The sequence below is a fragment of the Cupriavidus sp. YAF13 genome (assembly GCF_052113425.1).
GTDB lineage: Bacteria > Pseudomonadota > Gammaproteobacteria > Burkholderiales > Burkholderiaceae > Cupriavidus.
The window spans coordinates 1-19,891 of sequence record NZ_JBFRDD010000036.1 but is presented as its reverse complement, the minus strand read 5'-3'; the positions used below and the strand labels follow the sequence as shown (position 1 = coordinate 19,891).

At 67.2% G+C, this 19,891-nt stretch carries 19 protein-coding genes and 1 pseudogene; 11 read left to right on the top strand and 9 right to left on the bottom strand.

The genetic code is table 11. The features are described 5' to 3' along the window. Window positions 1-62: 62 nt before the first annotated feature. Complete coding sequence (locus AB4061_RS26305) at window positions 63-974, bottom strand: LysR family transcriptional regulator (protein WP_441639024.1); 912 nt, start codon at window positions 972-974, stop codon at window positions 63-65. Between the two features lie 346 nt (window positions 975-1,320). Between AB4061_RS26305 and AB4061_RS26300 the strand changes: the two genes are divergently transcribed. From AB4061_RS26300 to AB4061_RS26290, 3 genes are all read left to right on the top strand, one after another. Then, window positions 1,321-2,055 carry a DNA/RNA non-specific endonuclease gene (locus AB4061_RS26300; protein WP_441639022.1) on the top strand — a complete coding sequence of 245 codons (735 nt, stop codon included), beginning with the start codon at window positions 1,321-1,323 and terminating at the stop codon, window positions 2,053-2,055. A gap of 152 nt (window positions 2,056-2,207) precedes the next feature. After that, a complete protein-coding gene (locus AB4061_RS26295) occupies window positions 2,208-2,927 on the top strand; it encodes a dienelactone hydrolase family protein (RefSeq protein WP_043357103.1) in 720 nt (239 codons plus the stop codon). Window positions 2,928-3,219: 292 nt separating this feature from the next. Then, a complete protein-coding gene (locus AB4061_RS26290) occupies window positions 3,220-4,761 on the top strand; it encodes a fatty acyl-CoA synthetase (RefSeq protein WP_441639020.1) in 1,542 nt (513 codons plus the stop codon). Here AB4061_RS26290 and AB4061_RS26285 read toward each other — a convergent pair. The 3 genes and pseudogenes from AB4061_RS26285 to AB4061_RS26275 form a co-directional block, all read right to left on the bottom strand. Then, window positions 4,730-4,900: pseudogene (locus tag AB4061_RS26285) on the bottom strand (type 1 glutamine amidotransferase domain-containing protein); the annotation flags it as partial. The gene AB4061_RS26290 and the pseudogene AB4061_RS26285 sit on opposite strands and share 32 nt — an antisense overlap. Before the next feature lie 128 nt (window positions 4,901-5,028). Continuing rightward, window positions 5,029-5,706, bottom strand: coding sequence for a glycine zipper 2TM domain-containing protein (locus AB4061_RS26280; protein ID WP_441639018.1), 678 nt, complete (start codon window positions 5,704-5,706; stop codon window positions 5,029-5,031). Between the two features lie 189 nt (window positions 5,707-5,895). Then, complete coding sequence (locus tag AB4061_RS26275; RefSeq protein ID WP_441639016.1) at window positions 5,896-6,348, bottom strand: MarR family winged helix-turn-helix transcriptional regulator; 453 nt, start codon at window positions 6,346-6,348, stop codon at window positions 5,896-5,898. Window positions 6,349-6,550: 202 nt separating this feature from the next. Between AB4061_RS26275 and AB4061_RS26270 the strand changes: the two genes are divergently transcribed. Continuing rightward, on the top strand, window positions 6,551-7,120 hold the full coding sequence (locus AB4061_RS26270; protein WP_441639014.1) for a YggT family protein: 570 nt from the start codon (window positions 6,551-6,553) through the stop codon (window positions 7,118-7,120). A gap of 209 nt (window positions 7,121-7,329) precedes the next feature. Further along, complete coding sequence (locus AB4061_RS26265) at window positions 7,330-7,608, top strand: hypothetical protein (protein WP_253930380.1); 279 nt, start codon at window positions 7,330-7,332, stop codon at window positions 7,606-7,608. Between the two features lie 162 nt (window positions 7,609-7,770). On the opposite strand, the gene AB4061_RS26260 is transcribed toward AB4061_RS26265, so the two are convergent. Continuing rightward, entirely contained in the window at window positions 7,771-8,700 is a 930-nt protein-coding gene (locus tag AB4061_RS26260) for a LysR family transcriptional regulator (protein ID WP_150991598.1), read from the bottom strand. Between the two features lie 141 nt (window positions 8,701-8,841). Here AB4061_RS26260 and AB4061_RS26255 point away from each other — a divergent pair, with 141 nt between their 5' ends. Then, window positions 8,842-9,690 (top strand): IclR family transcriptional regulator, encoded by an 849-nt coding sequence (locus AB4061_RS26255; protein WP_441639011.1) that lies wholly within the window; start codon window positions 8,842-8,844, stop codon window positions 9,688-9,690. A gap of 13 nt (window positions 9,691-9,703) precedes the next feature. On the opposite strand, the gene AB4061_RS26250 is transcribed toward AB4061_RS26255, so the two are convergent. Next, entirely contained in the window at window positions 9,704-10,474 is a 771-nt protein-coding gene (locus AB4061_RS26250) for a phytanoyl-CoA dioxygenase family protein (RefSeq protein ID WP_441639009.1), read from the bottom strand. A gap of 284 nt (window positions 10,475-10,758) precedes the next feature. On the opposite strand from AB4061_RS26250, the gene AB4061_RS26245 reads away from it, so the two are divergent. The 5 genes from AB4061_RS26245 (at window position 10,759) to AB4061_RS26225 (ending at window position 16,931) form a co-directional block, all read left to right on the top strand. Beyond that, window positions 10,759-11,679 (top strand): AAA family ATPase, encoded by a 921-nt coding sequence (locus AB4061_RS26245; RefSeq protein WP_441639007.1) that lies wholly within the window; start codon window positions 10,759-10,761, stop codon window positions 11,677-11,679. Between the two features lie 6 nt (window positions 11,680-11,685). Further along, window positions 11,686-12,732, top strand: coding sequence for a DUF58 domain-containing protein (locus AB4061_RS26240; protein ID WP_441639005.1), 1,047 nt, complete (start codon window positions 11,686-11,688; stop codon window positions 12,730-12,732). Then, window positions 12,729-14,756: a transglutaminase TgpA family protein gene (locus AB4061_RS26235; RefSeq protein ID WP_441639003.1), complete on the top strand. Its 2,028-nt coding sequence runs from the start codon at window positions 12,729-12,731 to the stop codon at window positions 14,754-14,756. Before AB4061_RS26240 ends, AB4061_RS26235 begins: the two co-directional genes overlap by 4 nt. 115 nt (window positions 14,757-14,871) lie before the next feature. Continuing rightward, entirely contained in the window at window positions 14,872-15,360 is a 489-nt protein-coding gene (locus AB4061_RS26230) for a MarR family winged helix-turn-helix transcriptional regulator (RefSeq protein WP_441639001.1), read from the top strand. After that, window positions 15,357-16,931: an MFS transporter gene (locus AB4061_RS26225; RefSeq protein WP_441638999.1), complete on the top strand. Its 1,575-nt coding sequence runs from the start codon at window positions 15,357-15,359 to the stop codon at window positions 16,929-16,931. Before AB4061_RS26230 ends, AB4061_RS26225 begins: the two co-directional genes overlap by 4 nt. Before the next feature lie 229 nt (window positions 16,932-17,160). On the opposite strand, the gene AB4061_RS26220 is transcribed toward AB4061_RS26225, so the two are convergent. The 3 genes from AB4061_RS26220 to AB4061_RS26210 all read right to left on the bottom strand — a co-directional run bounded on the left by AB4061_RS26220 (window position 17,161) and on the right by AB4061_RS26210 (window position 19,681). Then, entirely contained in the window at window positions 17,161-17,478 is a 318-nt protein-coding gene (locus AB4061_RS26220; protein ID WP_006164639.1) for a hypothetical protein, read from the bottom strand. 272 nt (window positions 17,479-17,750) lie between these two features. Further along, complete coding sequence (locus AB4061_RS26215; RefSeq protein ID WP_441638997.1) at window positions 17,751-19,214, bottom strand: DegQ family serine endoprotease; 1,464 nt, start codon at window positions 19,212-19,214, stop codon at window positions 17,751-17,753. 164 nt (window positions 19,215-19,378) lie between these two features. Continuing rightward, complete coding sequence (locus AB4061_RS26210; protein ID WP_441638995.1) at window positions 19,379-19,681, bottom strand: GIY-YIG nuclease family protein; 303 nt, start codon at window positions 19,679-19,681, stop codon at window positions 19,379-19,381. Between the last annotated feature and the right edge of the window lie 210 nt (window positions 19,682-19,891).

Genomic DNA, 19,891 nt, shown 5'->3' with positions numbered 1-19,891 from the left:
GTACGCTACCGTCCGCTCGGTCAAGACAGCGGGAAGCGGGCGACGGAAAGCGGGAAGCGCGCTCAGCGCGCCGCCACTGCGTCTTTGTCGCCGAAGTAAGCCACCAGCGCGTCAAACACCAGCCGGATGCGCATCGGCACCGGGCTACGGCGCGAGCGGTAGATGTACAAACCCCACGGCGCGGGCGCGAAGCGTTCCAGCACGCTGACGAGGCGGCCGGAACGCAGATGGGGCTGCGCGAGATAGTCAGGCAACTGACCGTAGGCGAGCCCGGAGAGGATCGCTTCCATTTCGGTCTCCGGGTCGTCGGTGAGAAAAGCTGGCGCGCGCGGATTGAACTGCTCGCCCTGGGCGAAATACCACGGCCAGGCGCGGCCGCTGCTGCGGTCGATCAGGCCTGTGGTGGGCAGCGCGGCGAGCTGGGCCAGGTCGGCCGGCTTGCCCACGCGCGCCACCAGCTCCGGCGTGCCCACGATATGAAAGCCCACCCGCGTCGTCATGCGCGCCACCAGCCGCTGGTCGCGGAACATGCCCAGGCGCAGGCCGATGTCGATCTCGTCGTCGACCACATCGGCGACCTGGTCCGAAAGCCGGATGTCGAGCGTGATACCCGGATGCGCCAGCGCTACCTCCCGCAGCGCCACCAGCAGATGCTGCCGCCCAAGCGTGCTCGGCGCGGTAATGCGCACGACGCCCTTGAGCTCCGTGTCCGAGCGGCTGGCCGGATGCGCAAACAGGCTGTCGACATCGACAAGCGCCGCGCGGGCGCGCTCGGCCAGGCGCTCGCCGGCGGCGGTGATGCGGATCTGGCGGGTGTTGCGGTGGAACAGCGGCTCGCCCACGGCTTCCTCGAGGTCCTTGACCGCGCGGGTGACGGTTTGCGGCGACGTGCCCAGCCGCGTCGCGGCTGCCTTGAACGAAGCCGACTCCGCTGCCGCGCAGAAGATCCTCAGCATTTCCAGCCGGTTGAGCATGGTGGTGTGCGCCGTGAAAAAACGCAGGTGCGTAGGTGATTGTGCAAAAGCGCGATTATAGGAGCCGCCGCGGCATTGAATGAGAACTGTCTCATTGCCGCCCTGGTCTATGTAGGTTGCGCATCGCCCGTTCCGCATCGCGCTTCTGTCTGGCAGAATGCCCGGCTCCCGCGCGCGGCCTCCGCCATCCTGCGCAACGGTGCAATGTCCTCTGACGGCTCTCGCCGGTTTTTTCGGGCCTATTCGGGCCTATTCGGGCCTATTCGGGCCTATTCGGGCCTATTCGGGCCTTTGCCGGCTTTTGCCGTCTCTTCAAACCTGCAAGCTGTAAGGATTCCTTTCTCGCATGAAGAAGTTTTTTTTCTCGGTGGCGCTGTGCCTGGCATCTGGCGTGGCCAGCGCTTCCGGCGGCTTTTCCCAATGTCCTCAATTCTTCGCGCAAAGCGCGGCCCCCAAGGCACCGAGCTCGGCCGAGCTCAAGCTGCGCCCGCTTTGCTATGACGCCTTTGCTGTCATGCACTCGGGCCGCAGCAAGACCCCGCTGTACGTGGCCGAGCGCCTGTCGCGCGTGCAGCTGATCGATGCCAGGGACGAGGCGCGAACAAATCGCTTCTTCTCCGATGCGCGCCTGCCCCGCGCCGAGCGGGCGGAACTGGACGACTACAAGGGCAATGAAGGCATCGACCGTGGCCATATGTCGCCTGCCGCCGACCAGCCGACCGCGCAAGCCATGTCGCAATCGTTCACGCTCGCCAATGTGGTGCCGCAATACAGCCAGAACAACCGCAAGGCATGGGCCTCCATCGAAAAGGCCACACGCAAGTACGCCATGCGCGCGGCCGGCGATGTCTATGTCATCACGGGCCCGGTCTTCGATGGCAACGTTCGCACCATTGGCAGCGGCAAGGTCTGGGTCCCCACATACCTCTACAAGCTCGTCTACGATCCGTCGACCAACCGCGCCTGGGCGCACTGGATCGAGAACTCCGACGCCGCCCGGCCGGGCAAGCCGATCTCCTATGGCGAGCTGGTCAAGCGCACCGGCATCGAATTCCTGCCTGGCGTTCAGCCGGCAAGCTGATGGACCGGGCGCCCGCATGCTGCATGACGGGCTGAGTGACGGTGCGTGCTGCGGCACGCGCGGCACGTCTGCCCGGACAGTGGCACACTTGCAGTTTTCCGGATTTCTGTCCTGCCGATCAACGGCACTGAGTGTCAATGGAGCAAGCAAGCATGCCTAACCACAGCAACAGCCAATGGATCCGCGTTGAAACCGAAGGTGGCGCCTTCGATGCCTACCTTGCCCTGCCGCCCACGGGCAAGGCGGCCAATGCACCTGGCATCGTGCTGGTGCAGGAAATCTTCGGTGTCAATGAACATATCCGCGCGGTAGCGGACCAGTACGCCCTCGACGGCTACGTGGTGCTGGCGCCGGACGTGTTCTGGCGCTTGGCGCCGCGCGTGGAACTGGGCTATGCGGGCGCGGACATGGCGCGCGCGATGGAGTTGCGCCAGAAGGTGGATGTGGAGCTGGCGGTGAAAGACATCGCCGCCACCGCCAAGGCGCTGCGCGGCCAGCTCGGCGCGGGCGCGAAGATTGCGGCAGTGGGCTACTGCTTCGGTGGCCTGATGGCCTACCTGAGCGCCGCACGCGGCCTGGTCGATGCGGCGGTTCCTTACTATGGCGGCGGCATCCAGAACAACCTGCAGGAAGCCGCCAGTATCAAGGTGCCGGTCCAGTTCCACTACGGCGCGCTCGATGCGCATATCCCGGCCGACGCCGTCGAGAAAGTGCGCGCTGCCGTGGCCGGCAACCGCCAGGCGGAAATCCACGTCTATGCGCAGGCCGATCACGGTTTCAACTGCTGGGCGCGCGGCTCGTATCATCAGCCGTCCGCCGCGCTGGCCCACGGCCGAGCCCTGACCTTCCTGGCTGGCGCGCTGTCCGCCTGAGCCAGCGGCAGCGGCAGCAAAAGCCGCCGCCATCGGGCTGCATACACGCGCCACGGCGCCGCCGTGGCGCGCTGCCTCGCTCTATCCTCCCCTTGCGCCGGACGTCCTGCCCGGCGTCTCCGCCTTCCCCACGCCAGGGCGGCTTGCGCCTGCGCCGGCCCGCCCGTATGCTGGCCCCTCGAACGCCAACGTCGCGGCATCGTGCTTGCGCCAGGAATGCAATGGCGCGATCAAGCCCTGCGGCATCGGCTCTCAAGACTTGCTGGACCCTAAAACCATAACGGAGACCACCATGCAGTCAGAGCAGCAGCGCGTCCTGCGCAACACTATCCCCGATGCCCTCGCCCGCGCGGTACGGCGCAACCCCGACAAGGTGGCGCTGCGCTTTGGCGAACGCAGCTGGACCTATCGCGAACTCGAGGCCGCGGCGGCCAGCGTGGGTGCCGCGCTGCAACGGTGGGGCCTGCGCCCCGGCGACCGCGTGGCGGCGTTCGGCAAGAATTCGGATGCCTACGTGCTGCTGTGGCTGGGCTGCCTGCGTGCCGGGCTGATCCATGTGCCGGTGAATTTCTCGATGACGCGCGGGGAGGTCGAATACATCGTCGCCCAGTCCGGCGCCAGCGCGCTGTTCGCCGACCCGGCGCTGGCCGCGCACGTCGAAGGGCTGCCTTGCCCGTTGCTGGGCAGCCTCCATGGCGGCGGCGAGCGCGACGTGCTGACGGCGGCCAAGGGCCCCGCCGGGGAGATCCTTGCCACCCTCGACGACGCCATGCCGGCGCAGATCCTCTACACCTCCGGCACCACGTCCGCGCCCAAGGGGGCCGTGCTGACGCATCGCGCCTTGCTGGCCGAATACATGAGCGCCATCGCCACGTGCGACATCAAGCCGGAGGATGACGCGCTGGCTGCGCTGCCGCTCTACCACTCCGCGCAGATGCATGTCTTCCTGATGCCGCTGCTGCTGATGGGCGGCAGCATCCTGCTGGCGCAAAGCCCCGAGCCGGGCTTCTGCCTGCGCACGGTGCGCGAGGCCGGCATCACCAGCTTCTTTGCACCACCCACCGTATGGATTGCGCTGCTGCGCCACGCGGACTTCGATCCGCGCCAGCTGGTCTCGCTGACCAAGGCCTATTACGGCGCCTCGATCATGCCGCTGCCGGTGCTGCTGGAATTGCGCGAGCGCCTGCCCGCGCTGGGCTTTTTCAACTGCTACGGACAAAGCGAGATCGGCCCGCTGGCCACGGTGCTCGGCCCCGATGAGCACCGCGAGCGGCCCGCTTCGGCCGGGCGTCCCGTGCTGAATGTGGAAACCCGCATCGTCGACGAGAAGATGCAGGACGCCAGGCCCGGCGAGCTCGGCGAGATCGTGCACCGCTCGCCGCAGTTGCTCACCGAATACTGGGACAAACCGGAGCAGACCGCCGAGGCTTTCAGCGGCGGCTGGTTCCACTCGGGCGACCTGGGCTATATGGACGAGGGCGGCTATCTGTATGTGGTGGACCGCATCAAGGACGTGATCAATTCCGGCGGCGTGCTGGTATCCAGCCGTGAAGTCGAGGAGTGCCTGTACCAGCATGAAGCCGTGGCGGAAGTCGCCGTCTTCGCGCTGCCGCACCCCAAGTGGGTGGAAGCCGTGGCGGCTTGCGTGGTGCTCAAGCGCGAGACGCGCGCTGAGGAGGAGGCGCTGCTTGCCCATGCCCGCGCCGCGCTGGCCCCGTACAAGGTGCCCAAGCGCATCGTGTTCGTGCCCGACCTGCCGCGCAACACCGCCGGCAAACTGCTCAAGCGGCAATTGCGCGAGGATTACGCGGGCTTGTTCGGGGCGGGCCTGTAGGCCGCGAGGCCAGCGTGATGCCTGCCCCGGCATCGCGGAACACATGGTAGGGTGAGGCAAACGCTTCGAGCCAGAAGCCGGCTTTCTTGCCGATATCGCCCAACTGGTCATGCGAGGCCAGAACCATCAGGATCTTCATGCTGTGCTTCTTGCTGCGGGATGAACGGCGCCCGGCGAGGAAGCGGTGCGCTATGCGCGGCCGCCTCACCGCCCGGGAGCCCTAACACCCTTAGACAATAGAAGCTGAAGATCCGGGCAACCCCATCGTCAGTAAGGCATTGCCACGCCGTTCTGCACCTTGACCCGGTCGCCGTTGCGCAGGTTGTACGGCGTCGACTGGGTCACCGTGAGGTAGCCGTTGTCGGTGGTGCGCACGCGGATGCGGTACGCGGGCGGTGCCGTGTTGGTGCGCTTCTCCACCTCGTTGCCGGCCACCGCGCCGACCACCGCGCCGCCGATGGTCGCAACCGTATTGCCCCGGCCGCCGCCGACCTGGTGGCCGAGCAGGCCGCCAACCATGCCGCCGATCAACGTACCGGCGACGCCGCCGCTAGCCGGCTGTCCCGGCAACATCTCGATGGATTCAACCTGGCCATAGCGCACGCCGTAGGCATCGTTGCCGTAGGCGGCTTGCGGCTGGCTCGGCTGGGGATAGCCAGCTTGCGGGTAACCCTGTTGCGGATAGCTCTCCTGTACCGGCGCCTGCGGGTAGCCCGATTGCGGGTAGTCGGCCTGCGGGTAAGCGGGTTGCTGGTAGCCCTGCTGCGGATAGGCCACGGGGTAAGCGCCACCCGCCTGCGTGCTGCTGCCGTACGTGCCCGAATTGCCGTAGGCCCCGTAGCCACCATACCCGCCGCCATATGGCGCGCTCACACAGCCGGCCAGGGCACCCGCTGCAAGCAAGGCAAGCGCGGCGGTACGAAGGGGGAAAGAAGGGAAAGGCATCGGGAAAACTCCTGCGGTAGCAACGCGTGTGGGAATGCGCGCGAGTCTAGAGCCGCAGGAGCGCCTCGGGTGTCACCGAGGCTTGTGATTGGTAACTGCCTGTAACGGGGAATGCCTGCCGGGTTGAAAAAAGCCGATTTCCCGCTTCAGGAACGCTTCAGGAACGCTTCAGGATTGCTTCTTGGGTGCTCAGGCGCGCTCCGCGCCGTCGTCGTTGAAGGCCGTGAGGCGTGCCACGCGAAAGGTGCCACGCAGCGATTCCAGCTCGCTCCGGTGCAGCATGGCCAGCCGGTTAAGGAAGCGCTCGCCCTTGGCCATCAGGTGGACCTCGACAATGCGGCGGTCGTCCGGGTTGGCCTTGCGCTTGACCAGCCCGGCCGCCTCGCAGCGATTGACCAGCGCGACCACGCCGTGCTGTTTGGCCTGCAAGCGCTCGGCGAGCTCGCCGATCGATGCCCAGTCCTTGCCGGCACAGCCGCGGATATGCAGCATCAGCAGGTATTGCTGCACGGTCAGCCCTTCGCCCTGGGCGGCATCTTCTGAAAACCGCAGGAAACGCCGTAGTTGGTAGCGAAAATCGGATAATGCCTCGAAATCCTGCTTGGCAAGCGGGGATTTGGATGCGGCAGGCTGGCGGGTCATAGGGGGCAGCGTCTGGGCGCTGGGGAACTTGGCTCGACGCTCATTATAGGGGCTGCCCCAGGCGGTTCCGCGGACGTGCGGCAGTGCCAGGTTCCGGGGCCAGGCCAGGGTTTCGACCTGCGCCGATGCGGGTATGGCAGAATCTGTGCGTTCGCAGACACTCCTGACTGCCGACATCACACTTCCACCGGAATCGAAACCGATGTTCTCGGAAATCGCCCTTTTCCTGCTCGATACCGTCTTCAGCTTGTTCGGCATGGCGCTGCTGTTGCGCCTGTGGATGCAATGGACACGGCTGCCCACGCGCAATCCCGTCTCGCAAGGAGTATTCCAGGTCACCGACTGGCTGGTGCGGCCCTTGCGCCGGTTCATCCCCGGCCTTGGCGGCATCGACTGGGCCACCGTGATCGGCGCCTGGCTGACCGCCCTGGCGTTCCTGCTGCTGGTGCTGCTGGTCTCCGGCGCCGACCCGCTGACCTACCTGCCGCTGGTCCTGCTGATCGCCGTGCTCAATGTGCTGAAGTGGGGCATCAGCATGGTGATGTGGGTCACGCTGCTGATGGCGGTTCTGTCGTGGGTCAACCCGCACTCACCCGTCACACCCGCCATCAACCACCTGACCGAGCCGCTGCTACGCCCGATCCGCCGGGTCATTCCGCGCCTGGGCGGCTTCGATATCTCGCCGCTGGCGCTTTTCGTGATCGCGCAGATCCTGCTGATGATCATTGCCCGCCTTGGCGCGGGATTGTTCGGCGCGCGATTTGGCCTCTGAAGACCTCTAAAGGCACCTGAAGACATCTGAAGGTCTTTGAAGGCCCCGCCGGCAAGGGATGCTTGTGAATGCCCCGGGCCCACGCCCGGGGCATTGTCCATAGTGACGAACAGTGTTTTGGTGATTGACGCTTTTTCCTGGGCAGATGTAGGCATACATTACAGCCAACGTGGAACACACCACGATATGCCTGAAGGAAGAAAAGCATCATGAAGACCCTCGCACAAACCCGCACCCTCGCCGTTTCCCTCCTCTGCGCCATCGGCCTGTCGATGGCCGCCGCCTCCGCGCACGCCAGCACGCCGGTTTCCGACCTGGCCCGCCTCGATGGCAGCATCGGCCGCACAGTCGACGCGTTCACCGACGGTGCCCGCAACGGCCCGCGCGACCCGTTCACCGATGGCGCCCGCAGCGGCCCGCGTGACCCGTACACCGACGGCGCTCGCGGCGTGAACGAGCCGCGCAGCAGCTTCAGCGACGGCGCCTGAGCGCAACCTGGCATTCGCCAGGTGTGGAAGAGACAGTTAGAGTTAGATAGTCAGAGATAGTCAGCAAGTGCTCACGGTGTGAGCAACATTGTCAGCGCGGACATGGGCAGGCCTGCCAGCCGCCCACCCCAGCCGCAATGACCCCCACAGCCGCGCCAGCCCTCACGGGCCGGGCGCGGCTGCGTCGTTTCGGTCCTGCAGTTCGGAGGCCATCATGGCTTCCACCGCCTCCATGAAGACGCGTACCTTGCGCGGTTGCAGCCGGCGATCAGGCAGCAAGGCAAAGACCCGCAGCGGTGGCGGCGGGTAATCCGGCAGCACCTTCACCAGCCGTCCCTGGGCGACTTCCGCTTCGCAATAGATCAGCGACAGCCGGGCAATGCCAAGGCCGGCCAGGGCGCCCTGCAGCCGCAGCTCGGCGTTGGCGGTCTGCATGCGCGGCCGGATCGGTACCGCCACGCGCTCGCCATCGCGGGTAAATTCCCACATGCCGTCACCAGGCGTGGTCAGGGTCGGCAGGTTGGCCAGGTCTTCGGGCTGCAGTTGCAGCGGCAGGCCGGCGGCCAGCGCCGGCGCCGCGAACAGGCCGCGCTCCACGTGATAGATGCGCCGCGCCACGGTCCCGGAATCGGGCAGGTCGGCATCGACCGCGACAAAGGCAACGTCGAATCCGTCACGAATGGGATCGACCATGCCTTGCGAGATCTCCACCTTCACGTCCAGTGCCGGGTGGGCCGCCAGCGTGCGGCAGATCACGCCGCCCAGTTGCTGGGCACCAAACTCGTACGGCGCGGCGATGCGCAGCACGCCTTGCACCCGCTCCTCGCGCGCCAGTGTTTCCTGCCGGATCTCACGCAGCCGCGCAAACAAGGGCGCCACGTCGCGGTACACCGCGCTGCCGGCATCGGTCAGGCGCATGCGCCGGGTCGTGCGCTGGAGCAGCTTCGAGCCGATGGCCGACTCGAGCCGCGCCACCGCCGCCGAGACCCGGGACTTGGGGCAGTCGAGCTGCTCCGCCGCAGCCGTGAAAGTGCCTTGCTCCACCACGCAGCAGAAGGCTTCCCAATCGTTCCACTGGATTGTCTCGTTCACCAGGCGATGTTTCCTTTACAAGCTATGTTTCCCAAACGCGCGACATTATGCGCGCAGCGGGTGCGCCACTGGCGCGCGCGCCGCATTTCCTCTACCCTTTCGGCCTTTCCGTGTGTATTCGGCAATCAGCCGAACCAACCGATGGCCAGCCCTGCCGCTCCCGACAATTCCGACCACCCGGCCACGGATGCTTCCGTGGCGCCCGCCGCCGCGCCGGGCCCGGAGAAGCCGAGCGATACCTATGTGCAGTCCTTTGCACGCGGGCTCTCGGTCATCCGTGCCTTTGACGCGCAGCACCCCGCCCAGACGCTGAGCGAGATCGCGCAGGCCAGCGGCCTGACCCGCGCCGGCGCGCGGCGCATTCTGCTGACCCTGGTCGGCCTGGGCTATGTGCGCGCCGATGGCCGCCTGTTCCGCCTGACGCCCAAGATCCTCGACCTGGGCTTCGCCTACCTGACCTCGATGCCGTTCTGGAATCTGGCCGAGCCGATCATGGAGGCGTTGTCGCAGGAGGTGCATGAAAGCTGCTCGATCTCCGTGCTGGACGGCACCGAGATTGTCTATGTGCTGCGGGTGCCGGCGCGCAAGATCATGACGATCAACCTGTCCATTGGCAGCCGGCTTCCGGCCTATTGCTCGTCGATGGGCCGCGTGCTGCTGGCCGGCCTGCCGCCTGAGGAGCTCGACCGGGTGCTGGGCGCCAGCGAACTGCGCGCCCGTACCAGCCGCACCGTCACCGACCCCGCCGAGCTCAAGGCCATCATCGCTGGCATCCGCACGCGCGGCTGGGCCCAAAACGACCAGGAACTGGAAGAAGGGCTGGTCTCGCTGGCCGCGCCGATCCGCAACCGTGCCGGCCAGGTCATCGCCGCCATCAATATCAGCGGCCAGGCCAACCGCACCAGCGCCGACGACATGGCCAGCAGCTTCCTGCCGCCGCTGCTGGCCGCCTCCGAGAAAATCTCGAACCTGATCAGCCTGCGGAGCTGATGCGCCAGCGCGGTTAGCGTGTGGCCGTTGCCGGCGCAGGCAGCTCGACGCTGCCGAACTCAGCCGAGCGGGTGCCCGGCAGCGGATGGTTGCTGGCACCGTGGTAGGCGAAGGCGACCGACAGCTTGACCGCCTCGGAAACGTTCTGGCCCGCGCTGTGAAACAGCCGGCTGTCGAACAGCAGCACGTCGCCGCGCTCCAGGGCCAGCGGCCGCACGCCTTGCAGCATGGCCTGGCTGGCCGGATGCGACTCGATCAGGAATTCGGCCGCATCGAGCTGGCCGGGTTCGAGCGCGACGGTGTGCGAGCCGGGAATCACGCGCAGCACGCCGTTGCTCTCATCCTCCCTGCCCAGCGCCAGCCACACCGTCACCAGCTCCGGGCGGGCAAATGACCAGTAGCGGGTATCACGGTGCCAGCCGGTCTGGCTGCCATAGTGCGGATGCTTGGTCATCACACAGTTGTGGTGAGCGAGAGTCAGGCGCACCGGCTCGCCCAGCAAGGTCGCGACCACCTGCGTCACTGCGGGATCGGCGGCCCATGCACGGAATGCATCGTCGCGCCCATAGGCCTGGCGCAAGCGCCGCACCGTGGCCCCTCCGACGGCATCGCGGCTTGCGGGCGCGCCGGGATAGCCTAGCTCGGCTTCATATTCGACCGGCGCCGCGGCCGCGGCCAGTTGCGCGCGTGCGACCTGCTCGAGTTGGCCGCAGACCGCGGGCGGGGCAAAGCCGCGCAGCACGATATAGCCGTCTGCGTGAAAGGCGCGGTTGAGTTCGTTCAAGTCTGCGGCGGTCGGGGCGATGGCCGCAGGGGTGGCAGAAGCGGTGGAAACCTTGGAAGCCGTGGAAGCCACTTTGGAAGCGGCACCCGGCGGGACAGCAAGCGGGGAGTTCATTGCAGCGGATGAGGGGTTGGCTGGGCCGACAGCTTCGATAATGCCAGAAGCCGGGCGAATCGGCGCGCCCCGCGTGTGTCGGGTGCCCGTTGCGTGCGCAAACAGACTGTTCCCGCGCCTGCGCGCGCCGCTACAATGGCCGGGTTCTCCCCCCGACCCGCAGGCTTCACGTGACAGCTCGCCCACGCATCGTCGCATCGCTCTCCGAGGCGGAAGCCCAGCTTGGCCGCATCGTCCTGGGCAAGCCCCGGCAGATCCGGCTGGCGCTGGCCTGCATGCTGGCACGTGGCCATCTGCTGCTGGAGGACCTGCCGGGCGTGGGCAAGACCACGCTCGCCCACGCGCTGGCGCGCACGTTGGGGTTGCAGTTCCAGCGCGTGCAGTTCACCAGCGACCTGTTGCCCGCCGACCTGATCGGCGTCTCCGTCTTCGTGCGCGACAGCGCGGAATTCCGCTTCCACCGCGGCCCCGTGTTCGCGCAGGTGGTGCTTGCCGACGAGATCAACCGCGCCACCCCCAAGACGCAGAGCGCCTTGCTGGAGGCGATGGCCGAGGGACAGGTCACCCACGACGGCGTCACTCATGCCTTGCCGTCCCCGTTCTTCGTCATCGCCACGCAGAATCCGCTGGACCAGATCGGCACGCACGCCTTGCCCGAATCCCAGCTCGACCGCTTCACCATGCGCCTGTCGCTGGGTTATCCCGATCCGGCCTTCGAGCGCGTGCTCTACCTCGGCGGGGCAGCCCCCGCGGCCGGCACCCCGGTGATGGATGCAGCGCAGGTGGCCGCGCTGCAGCAGGCCGCGGCCCAGGTCTATGCCGGCCCGGCGCTGGTGGACTACGCCCTGGCCCTGGTGCAGGCCACGCGCGCGCACTCCGCCTTTGCCGCCGGGTTGTCGCCGCGGGCAGGCCTGGCGCTGCTGGCCTGCGCGCGCGCCTGGGCGCTGCTGCACCAGCGCGACAGCGTGCTGCCCGAAGACGTGCAAGCGGTCTTCATGCCAGTGGCGGGCCACCGGCTGCTGCCATCCGGCCCAGCCGGCGGTGGCCAGGAGGGGCTTGCCCGCCTGCTGGCCGATGTGGCCATTCCCTGACGCCCGATGGCGCGCAGCCGGCCGTTTTCCTCGTCGGGCACGGCATCTCCGGCCGCGCCTGGCCCCAAGCGGCAGGCATGGGCGTCGCCACCCTGGCTGCAGCGCCGGCGCGCCCCCCGGCAAGGCGTGGTAACGCTCGACCGCCGCCACCTGTATATCCTGCCCACCCGGGCCGGCCTAGGCTTCGCGGTCTTGCTGATGGCCATGCTGCTGACGGCACTGAACTACAACATCAGCCTGGGCTTCGCCCTCACCTTCCTGCTCGGCGGCATCGGCATGGCCTGCATGTGGCAGGCATACCGCAACCTGCTCGACATGACAGTGGCCGCTGTCAGCGCGGCGCCAGCCTTTGCCGGCGAGCCAGCCGCATTCAGCCTGCGCATTTCAGGCAGCAACGCGCCAGTACGCATCGGCGTGGAGGCGAGCCTGCCGGCCCAGGCCGGCGCGCTGCCTGCCCGCCTGAGCCTGGCACGGGATGCCACCGGCCAGCTGACCTTGCACATGCCCACCAGCCAGCGCGGCTGGCTGGCGCTGCCGCGCGTCACGCTCTCGAGCCGTTTTCCGCTGGGCCTGTTCCGGGTGTGGAGCTATGCCGACCTGCCGCTGGCCGCGCTGGTCTACCCAAGGCCGGAACCTGGCGCGCCGCCGCTGCCTTTTGCCGCGCAGCCCGACGACGATGGCGCAGCGTCCTTGCCTTCTGACGATGGCACGGATCAGTTGCGGCGCTACCGCAGCGGCGATCCGCTGCACCGCATCGCCTGGAAACATAGCGCGCGTACCGGCCGCTGGCTGAGCCGCACCGGCGAGGCCGGCAGCCTGCCGACCTGCTGGCTGGACTGGCAGGCCCTGCCGCAACAGCTCGGCCTCGAGGCGCGGCTATCGCGCCTGTGCGCCTGGGTGGTGGCCGCGGGCGACAGCATGGAAACCGGCCTGCGGCTGCCCGGGGTCGAGATCCCGCCCGGCCGCGGCGGCGCGCATCGCCGCGCCTGCCTCGAAGCCCTGGCCCTGTGGCCGGGACGCGCCGGTCAAGCCCCGCCGGAAAGCACACCGTGAAGCTGCCACCGCGCCCCCTTGCGCACGAAGAGCATGGCCTGCTGCTGGGCCAGCTGGCACTGGTGCTCGCGCCGCAGGCGCGCAGCCTGCCGGTGACCATCAGCGTCTTGCTGGTCTTGCTGCTGGCGTGGCGCTGGCTGTTGTGGCACCAGCGCGCGCCGCTGCCCTCGCGCCTGATGCTCGGGATCATCGCGGGGCTGGTGATGCTGGTGGCCGCCGCACTGGTCTGGCAGGCCGGCGGCAACATGGGGCGCGACCTGTCGGTGGCGCTGCTGGGCGCCTTCGTCGTGCTCAAATTGCTGGAGTGCCGGGTGCTGGCCGATGCCACACTGGTTACCCAGCTGTGTTTTTACCTGCTGCTGAGCCTGTACCTGTTCGACCAGCCGTTCTGGCTGGCCTTGTACAGCCTTGCCATTGCCGCCTGGCTGCTGCGCAACTGGCTCTTCCTGGGGCATCCCGAGGCACGCGGCTATCTTGCCGTGTGGCCGTTGCTCGGCCGCCTGACCCTGATCGGGCTGCCCTGGGCGCTGCTGCTCTTTGTCTTGTTCCCGCGCCTGGATCATCCACTGTGGCGGCTGCCGCAAGCCGAGGCCGTGGCCACTACCGGCATCAGCGACACCATGAGCCCGGGCAGCGTGAGCCGGCTCACCCAGTCGACCGAAGTCGCACTGCGCGCCGACGTGCAAGGCGGTCCGTTGCCGGCCAGCGCCCTGTACTGGCGCGCGCTGGTGCTGTGGCAGTTCGATGGACAGACCTGGCGGCCATCGCCCCTGCGGCAGCGGCGCGCGCAGCCGGCGCCGGGCTTGCCGGCGGCCGACGACACGACTGCGGATGCCGGGGCCGGCGAGGCGGCTGGCAACGCCTCGGCCAACGGGATCGTCAACTACAGCGTCACGCTGGAGCCTAACCAGCACGCGTGGCTGTTCCTGCTCGACCGTGGCCAGGCGATTGCCCCCGGCGCCGGCGCGGTGATCAATGCCGACGGTGAGTTTTTTACGCGCGACCCGGTGGACCGGCGCTTGCGCTACCGCGCGCGTTCGGCTCCGGCCGCGGCGCAGCCGCTCGATCTGGCGACGCGAGAGCTGGCGCTGGCGCTGCCACCGGGCAACCCGCGCACGCGGGCGCTCGCCACCGCGTGGGCCGAGCAATACCCGGATCCCGCCCAGCGGGTGCAGGCCGCGCTGCGGCTGTTTGCCGCTGCGCCGTTCAGCTACACGCTCTCGCCTTCGCCGCTTGGCCACGAGCAGGTCGACAGTTTCCTGTTCGACGCGCGACGCGGCTTTTGCGAGCATTACGCCAGCAGCTTCGTGTTCCTGATGCGCGCGGCAGGCGTGCCGGCGCGCGTGGTCACAGGATATCTCGGCGGCGAGTACAACCCCATTGGCGGCAACTACATCGTGCGGCAGGCCGACGCCCATGCATGGGCGGAAATCTGGCTCGAGGGACGCGGCTGGGTGCGCGTCGATCCCACCAGCGCGGTGGCGCCAAGCCGGGTCGAGCGCGGCATCGACGCCGCGCTGGAGGCCAGCGAGATCGAAGCGCTGCGCGCGATGCGAGACCCGGGCTGGCTGCGGAACCTGCGCTGGGGCATGGACGGCATGGTCTACACCTGGCAGCGCTGGGTATTGCAATACGATCGCGGCCAGCAGGCGCGGCTGATGCGGCAGCTCGGCATCGGTGACAGCGTGCCGCAAGTCCTGCTGGGCGGACTGGCGGCGCTGAGCCTGCTGGCGCTCCTGCCGCTCGTGCTCAAGCGCCGCCGGATCGATCCGGTGCAAGCCGCCTACGCACGCTTCTGCCGCCAGCTGGCACACCGCGGTTGCGTGCGCGCGCCGTCCGAAGGGCCGCAAGATTTTGCAGCGCGGGCCGCCCGCGCCCTCCCGGCTGCCGCGCTGGCAGTGCAGGACTTCAGCGATCGCTACACCAGGCTGCGCTACGGCCGCTTGGCGCCGGCGCAGCGCTCGGCCGAGCTTGCCGGGCTGCGCCAAGCGCTGCGGCGGCTTTGCCGTCACCTTGCGCGCTGAATGCAACGGGCACCGGAGGGCATCGGCGCCTTGGTTTGTTTCAGATGATATAATTACGTTTGTAATTATATTGCCGGATCGGACCAGTTGCCCCGGCATCACCTGACTCCCCGCCATGTCCTTCGAAGACCGCATTGACCGCTTCTGCGCGGGCCATCCGGAAGCGCCGCGCGACCTGATCCTGGCTTCCCGGCTGCTCATGCGCACCGCACGCCTGCTGCGCAGCCACATCGATCGCGCGCTAGCGCCTTTCGAGCTGGACCTTCAGCAATACCTCGCCATCAGCCTGCTCGCCACCGACGACAACCAGCCCAGCCTGCCGTCCGAGCTCGGCATCACGCTCGACGCCACGCGCACGCAGATGACCCGGCTGATGGACGGCCTCGAAGCGCGCGGCCTGGTGCGCCGGCACGCCTCGGCGCAGGACCGCCGCAGCACCGAGCTGGTACTGACCGCCGCCGGCCACCGCATGCTGGAGCGTACCGCCCCGGCCGTGCATGCGGCCTACGCCGAGGCCTGGGGGCCGGTAGGCGAAAGCGGCCTGGCCGCATCCACGCGCGCGCTCAACCGGATGCATCAGAACCTGCTGACGCTGGAACCATGAAAACCGTGTCTGCCTTACGGCCACTGCGGCTCGGGCTGCGGTGGCTGCGCCTGCTCAGCCGCCGGCAGCGCCAGACCCTGGTGATGCTGTTGCTCGCGCTGGCCACCTCGGTGGAGTTCCTTGAGAACATCATGTTCGTGTTCGCATCGAGCCATATCGTTGGCGGCGTCGATGCCGATCCGCGCAGCTTCGCCCTGGTCCAGGCCGCGTACGCGGTGGGCAGCATGTTGATGATCCTCAAGCAGCAATGGCTGGCGCAGCGCTTTGGCTATCGCTACTACCTCACCGGCGCGCTGCTGATCTTCATGGCGGGCACGCTGGCGGCGGCCACCAGCCATTCGCTGCCGCAACTGGTGGGCGCGCGCTTTGTGCAGGGCGTGGGCGGCGGGGCGCTGTTTACCAGCTGCCGCATCCTGGTCAATGTGATGTTCGCGCCGGCCGACCGGCCGCGCGCTTCGCGCATCTTCATGCTGGGGATCTTTGCCGCCTCCGCGCTGGCGCCCGCCATGGCAGCTGAGTTGATCGAGCGCGGCGTGTGGCAGGACCTGTTCTACGGCGTGCTGCCCTTCGCCGCGCTGGCAACGCTGGGGGCGTGGCTGCTACTGCCGGATGCCGAACCGCGCGAGGACGATCCCGGCCCAGCGCTGGGCCCGCTGCTGCTGTTCGGCGCGGCGGTGGTGACCCTGCAGGCCGCCATGACGGAGGCGCGCTTCGATATCTTCTCGCACCCGCTGCGGCTGGCGCTGATCTGTGTGGCGGGTGTCGGACTGCTGATGGGATTTCTCTGGCAGCAATGGCATCACAGCACGCCGGTGCTCCATCTGCGCGCGCTGCGCAATCCGGTCTACCTGACCGGGCTGGCCATGTATTTTGTTTACTACCTGATCAGCAACCTGAGCGGCTACGTGTTCCCGATCTACGCCGAGCAAGCACTCGGGCTGCCGCTGGCGACCACCGGCTGGCTCAACACCTTCGCCGCCACGGTCAGCCTGGCCGGGATCTTCGTCTACCTGCGCGTGGCGCCAAATCTGCCGCACAAGAAGCCGCTGATGGCAAGCGGCCTGCTGCTGATGGCCGGGGCCGCGTGGTGGTTTTCGTCGATGCCGCCCAACGCCGGCCCGCCGGCGCTGGCGTGGGGGCTGGTGGGCAAGGGCCTGTTTGGCGTGATGGTCATCATCCCGATTGCCGGCCTCACCTTCCGTTCGCTGGCCGGCGACGATTTCGCCCACGGCTACCGCAGCAAGAACCTGCTGCGCCAGATCGCCGCGTCCTTCGCGTCTGCGCTCGGCGCCGTGCTTTTGCAGAACCGGCAGTTCGCGGTGCACACGAGCCTGACCGGCGCCCTTGGCCAGCACACGGCGCAGACGCAGCAGTGGATGGCGGCGGCTCAGGCAGCCTTGAGCGCGCGCGGGCTGGATCCTGGCCATGCCTATCAGGCCGCGCTGGCGCAGCTTGCCGGCCTGCTGGATACGCAGGCCAGGTTGATTGCCTGCGAGGATCTGTATCGGCTGATCGCGGCGCTTGCCCTGACGGCTGCTGTCTTTATGCTGGCGCAACGCCGTCTCGATTGACGTGCGCTTGCTGCAAGACTGGGAGTTGGATGCCGGGCGCGGGCAGATCTGTCTGCCGCACAGGCTACGCAGTGTCGGCCCGAGGGGCTGAGCAGCGCGTTGGATCTGCTAAATCTGGCTGAATCTGGCTGGCTTGCCGGAGCGGATCGCTCCGGGGAGTCGCGGCGCGGGGCGCGCGCGGCGGTCGCTTTCCGAGAAAGCGTCGGGTCGGCTAATGAATCGGCTCTAGTCAGAACAGTGCTAGCTGGCGCATGCCAAAGCCGATGGTTTCTTCCACGCGCATGCGGGCGTGAGCGAGCGAGCCCTCCGCACCGGAGTAATTGCCTGCGGCCCAGTGATAGACCACCGGCATGTCGCCGCGATCGGACAGGCGAACTTCGCCCAGTTTCTCGCCGCGCTCATTGCGGTAGAAATGCGAACGGTAGCCACGCTCCCAGTGCGGGGCTTCGGCTTTCTTGCGTCGGCGCGGGGTGGGCGAGGCTTGCGGCAGGCGCCGCGCTCTCTCGGTACCCGTGGTCGCGGACGCGCGGGTGAAATCCAACTGCATAGACTTCCTTGTGTCATCGAGTCTGCAGGACAATTTCGCATTAATGGCCCGGGATGGTCAAGGCCATTGCTGCGTGTCCTGCTTCGCAGTCGAGATGATACCTGTTACCGCGCGTTCTGGCAGCCCTATTGCACCGGAATTCGGCGTCCACTAAGGCTTGGCGGGCCGACACGCATACCTTCGCACCGGCCCGCCCGCCATTTATGCCGAGGTTAACTCGGGGGTTAACTTCGCGGTTAACTCCCTGGCTATCTCCGTGGCTGACTTTGCCGTTAACCCAGGTCCAGAGGGATAAAGATACGGGCATCGTCGCGTTGCACCAGCAGTGCAACCTGCTTGCCGGACTTCGCTACCAGGGCCCGCAACTGCTCCGCCGAGCTAATTGGCGTGCCGTTGATGGACAAGATGAYGTCACCCGGCTGGATGCCAACCTTGGCCGCCGGGCCTGCGACATCTTCGACCACCAGCCCGCCCTCAATCCCGCTGTCGCGCTTCTCGGTCGGGCTCAGCGGGCGAACCGCCAGGCCAAGCTTGCCGCCGGCGTCGTTGGCGGGGGACTTGCCAGCGACTGCCACATCCTTGGCCGTGCCGACCTTCACCGTCAGGGTCAGGGGCTCGCCCTTGCGGATCACCTTCAGCGAAGTCTGCGTGCCCGGCGCGATGTCGGCCACATGCTCTGGCAAGTCGCCCGAATGGTCGATCACGTCGTTGCCAAGCTGCACGATCACGTCGCCCGGCTTGAGGCCAGCCTTGGCGGCCGGGCTGTCCGGCTCCACCGAGTTGACCAGCGCCCCGCTAGGCTTTGGCAGCCCGAACGATTGCGCCAGGGCTTGGTTGATCTCCTGCACGCCGATGCCGAGGCGGCCGCGCGTGACCTTGCCATGCGCCACCAGTTGCGCCTGCACCTTGGTGGCGACGTCGATGGGAATCGAGAACGACAACCCCTGGTAACCGCCGGTCTGGCTGTAGATCTGCGAATTGATGCCGATCACTTCGCCCCGCAGGTTGAACAGCGGGCCGCCCGAGTTGCCGGGATTGACGGCGACATCGGTCTGGATGAACGGTACATAGGTGTCATCGGGCAAGGAGCGCGATTTCGCGCTGACGATGCCGCCGGTGACCGTATTCTCGAAACCGTAAGGCGAGCCGATGGCCAGCACCGGCTCACCCACGCGTACGCGCGAGGGGTCGCCCAGGCGCACGGTCGGCAGATTCTTGGCGTCGATCTTGATCACCGCGACGTCTGTTTGCGCATCCGCGCCCAGCACCTTGGCCTTGAATTCGCGGCGGTCGGTCAGTTTGACCGTCACCTCCTGGGCGCCGTCCACCACGTGCGCATTGGTCAGGATCAGGCCGTCGGGGCTGACGATAAAGCCCGAGCCAAGGCCACGCACTAGTTGCTGCTGGCCGTTCTGCGGTCCCTGGAATTGCGGGCCGAAGCGCTTGAAGAACTGGAACAGGGGATCATCCGGGTCCATGCCCTGCGGCACCTGCGCCGAAGCGTGCTGGGCGCGCGCCGTAACACTGATATTGACCACCGCCGGACCGTATTGGTCCACGATGCTCGAAAAGTCTGTGGGCGCGGCCACGGCCAGCGGCTGGGCCGAGGCGGTCACGGGCGCCTGAGCGGCATATCCCGGCGTGATCACTTCCTTCTGCAGATAGGCATAGCCCCCGGCAAGAGCGGCCAGGGCAGCAATGCCAATGGCGGAGCGTGCAAGCGTCTGGCGAATCATGGCGTTTTCCTTTCTTGGTTACCTCGGGCGTCCGGGCTATCTGGACGCGACAGGACCATCCTAAAGGCCGATCCTTAAACCAGGCTTAAGGAAGCGTAGAAGGCACTGCCGGGATCAAGAAGGGTGTCACCGATGCGGGGGCATTCAAGGTACGAGGGTAATGCTCAAGCAGGATCGACGGCTGGAGCATCGTGCGTCTCTGTCGTCAATTGCGCGCAAAAACTCCGCTTCTGCGCGGAAGTCAACCGCTTCGCCGCCGCCTCAGCCTTTGAGGCTTGCGAGCGGTTGTCGAAGCGCTGCCAGCCCAGGATCCTGATGGGCTTGCGCGATCGCGTATATTTAGCGCCCGTTCCTGCCAGATGCTGGGCGAAGCGCCGCTCCACGTCCGTGGTAATCCCGGTGTAGATCGTATTGCCCTCACATTCGAGCAGGTAAAGAAACCACGGGGCTTCGCCGTCGGCTGGCATTCGAAATGAGCTAAAGAGGGGGCGACAAGGTGGCCGGAGCAGCAATTATGCTTGCTGCCATCACTTTTCGCAGCCGCAAACCGCAGCCGCAAAAGCAAAACCCCCCAGTACTTTCGTACTGGGGGGTTTCAAGGGAGAGCCTGGCGATTACCTACTTTCACACGGGTATCCGCACTATCATCGGCGTGGAGTCGTTTCACGGTCCTGTTC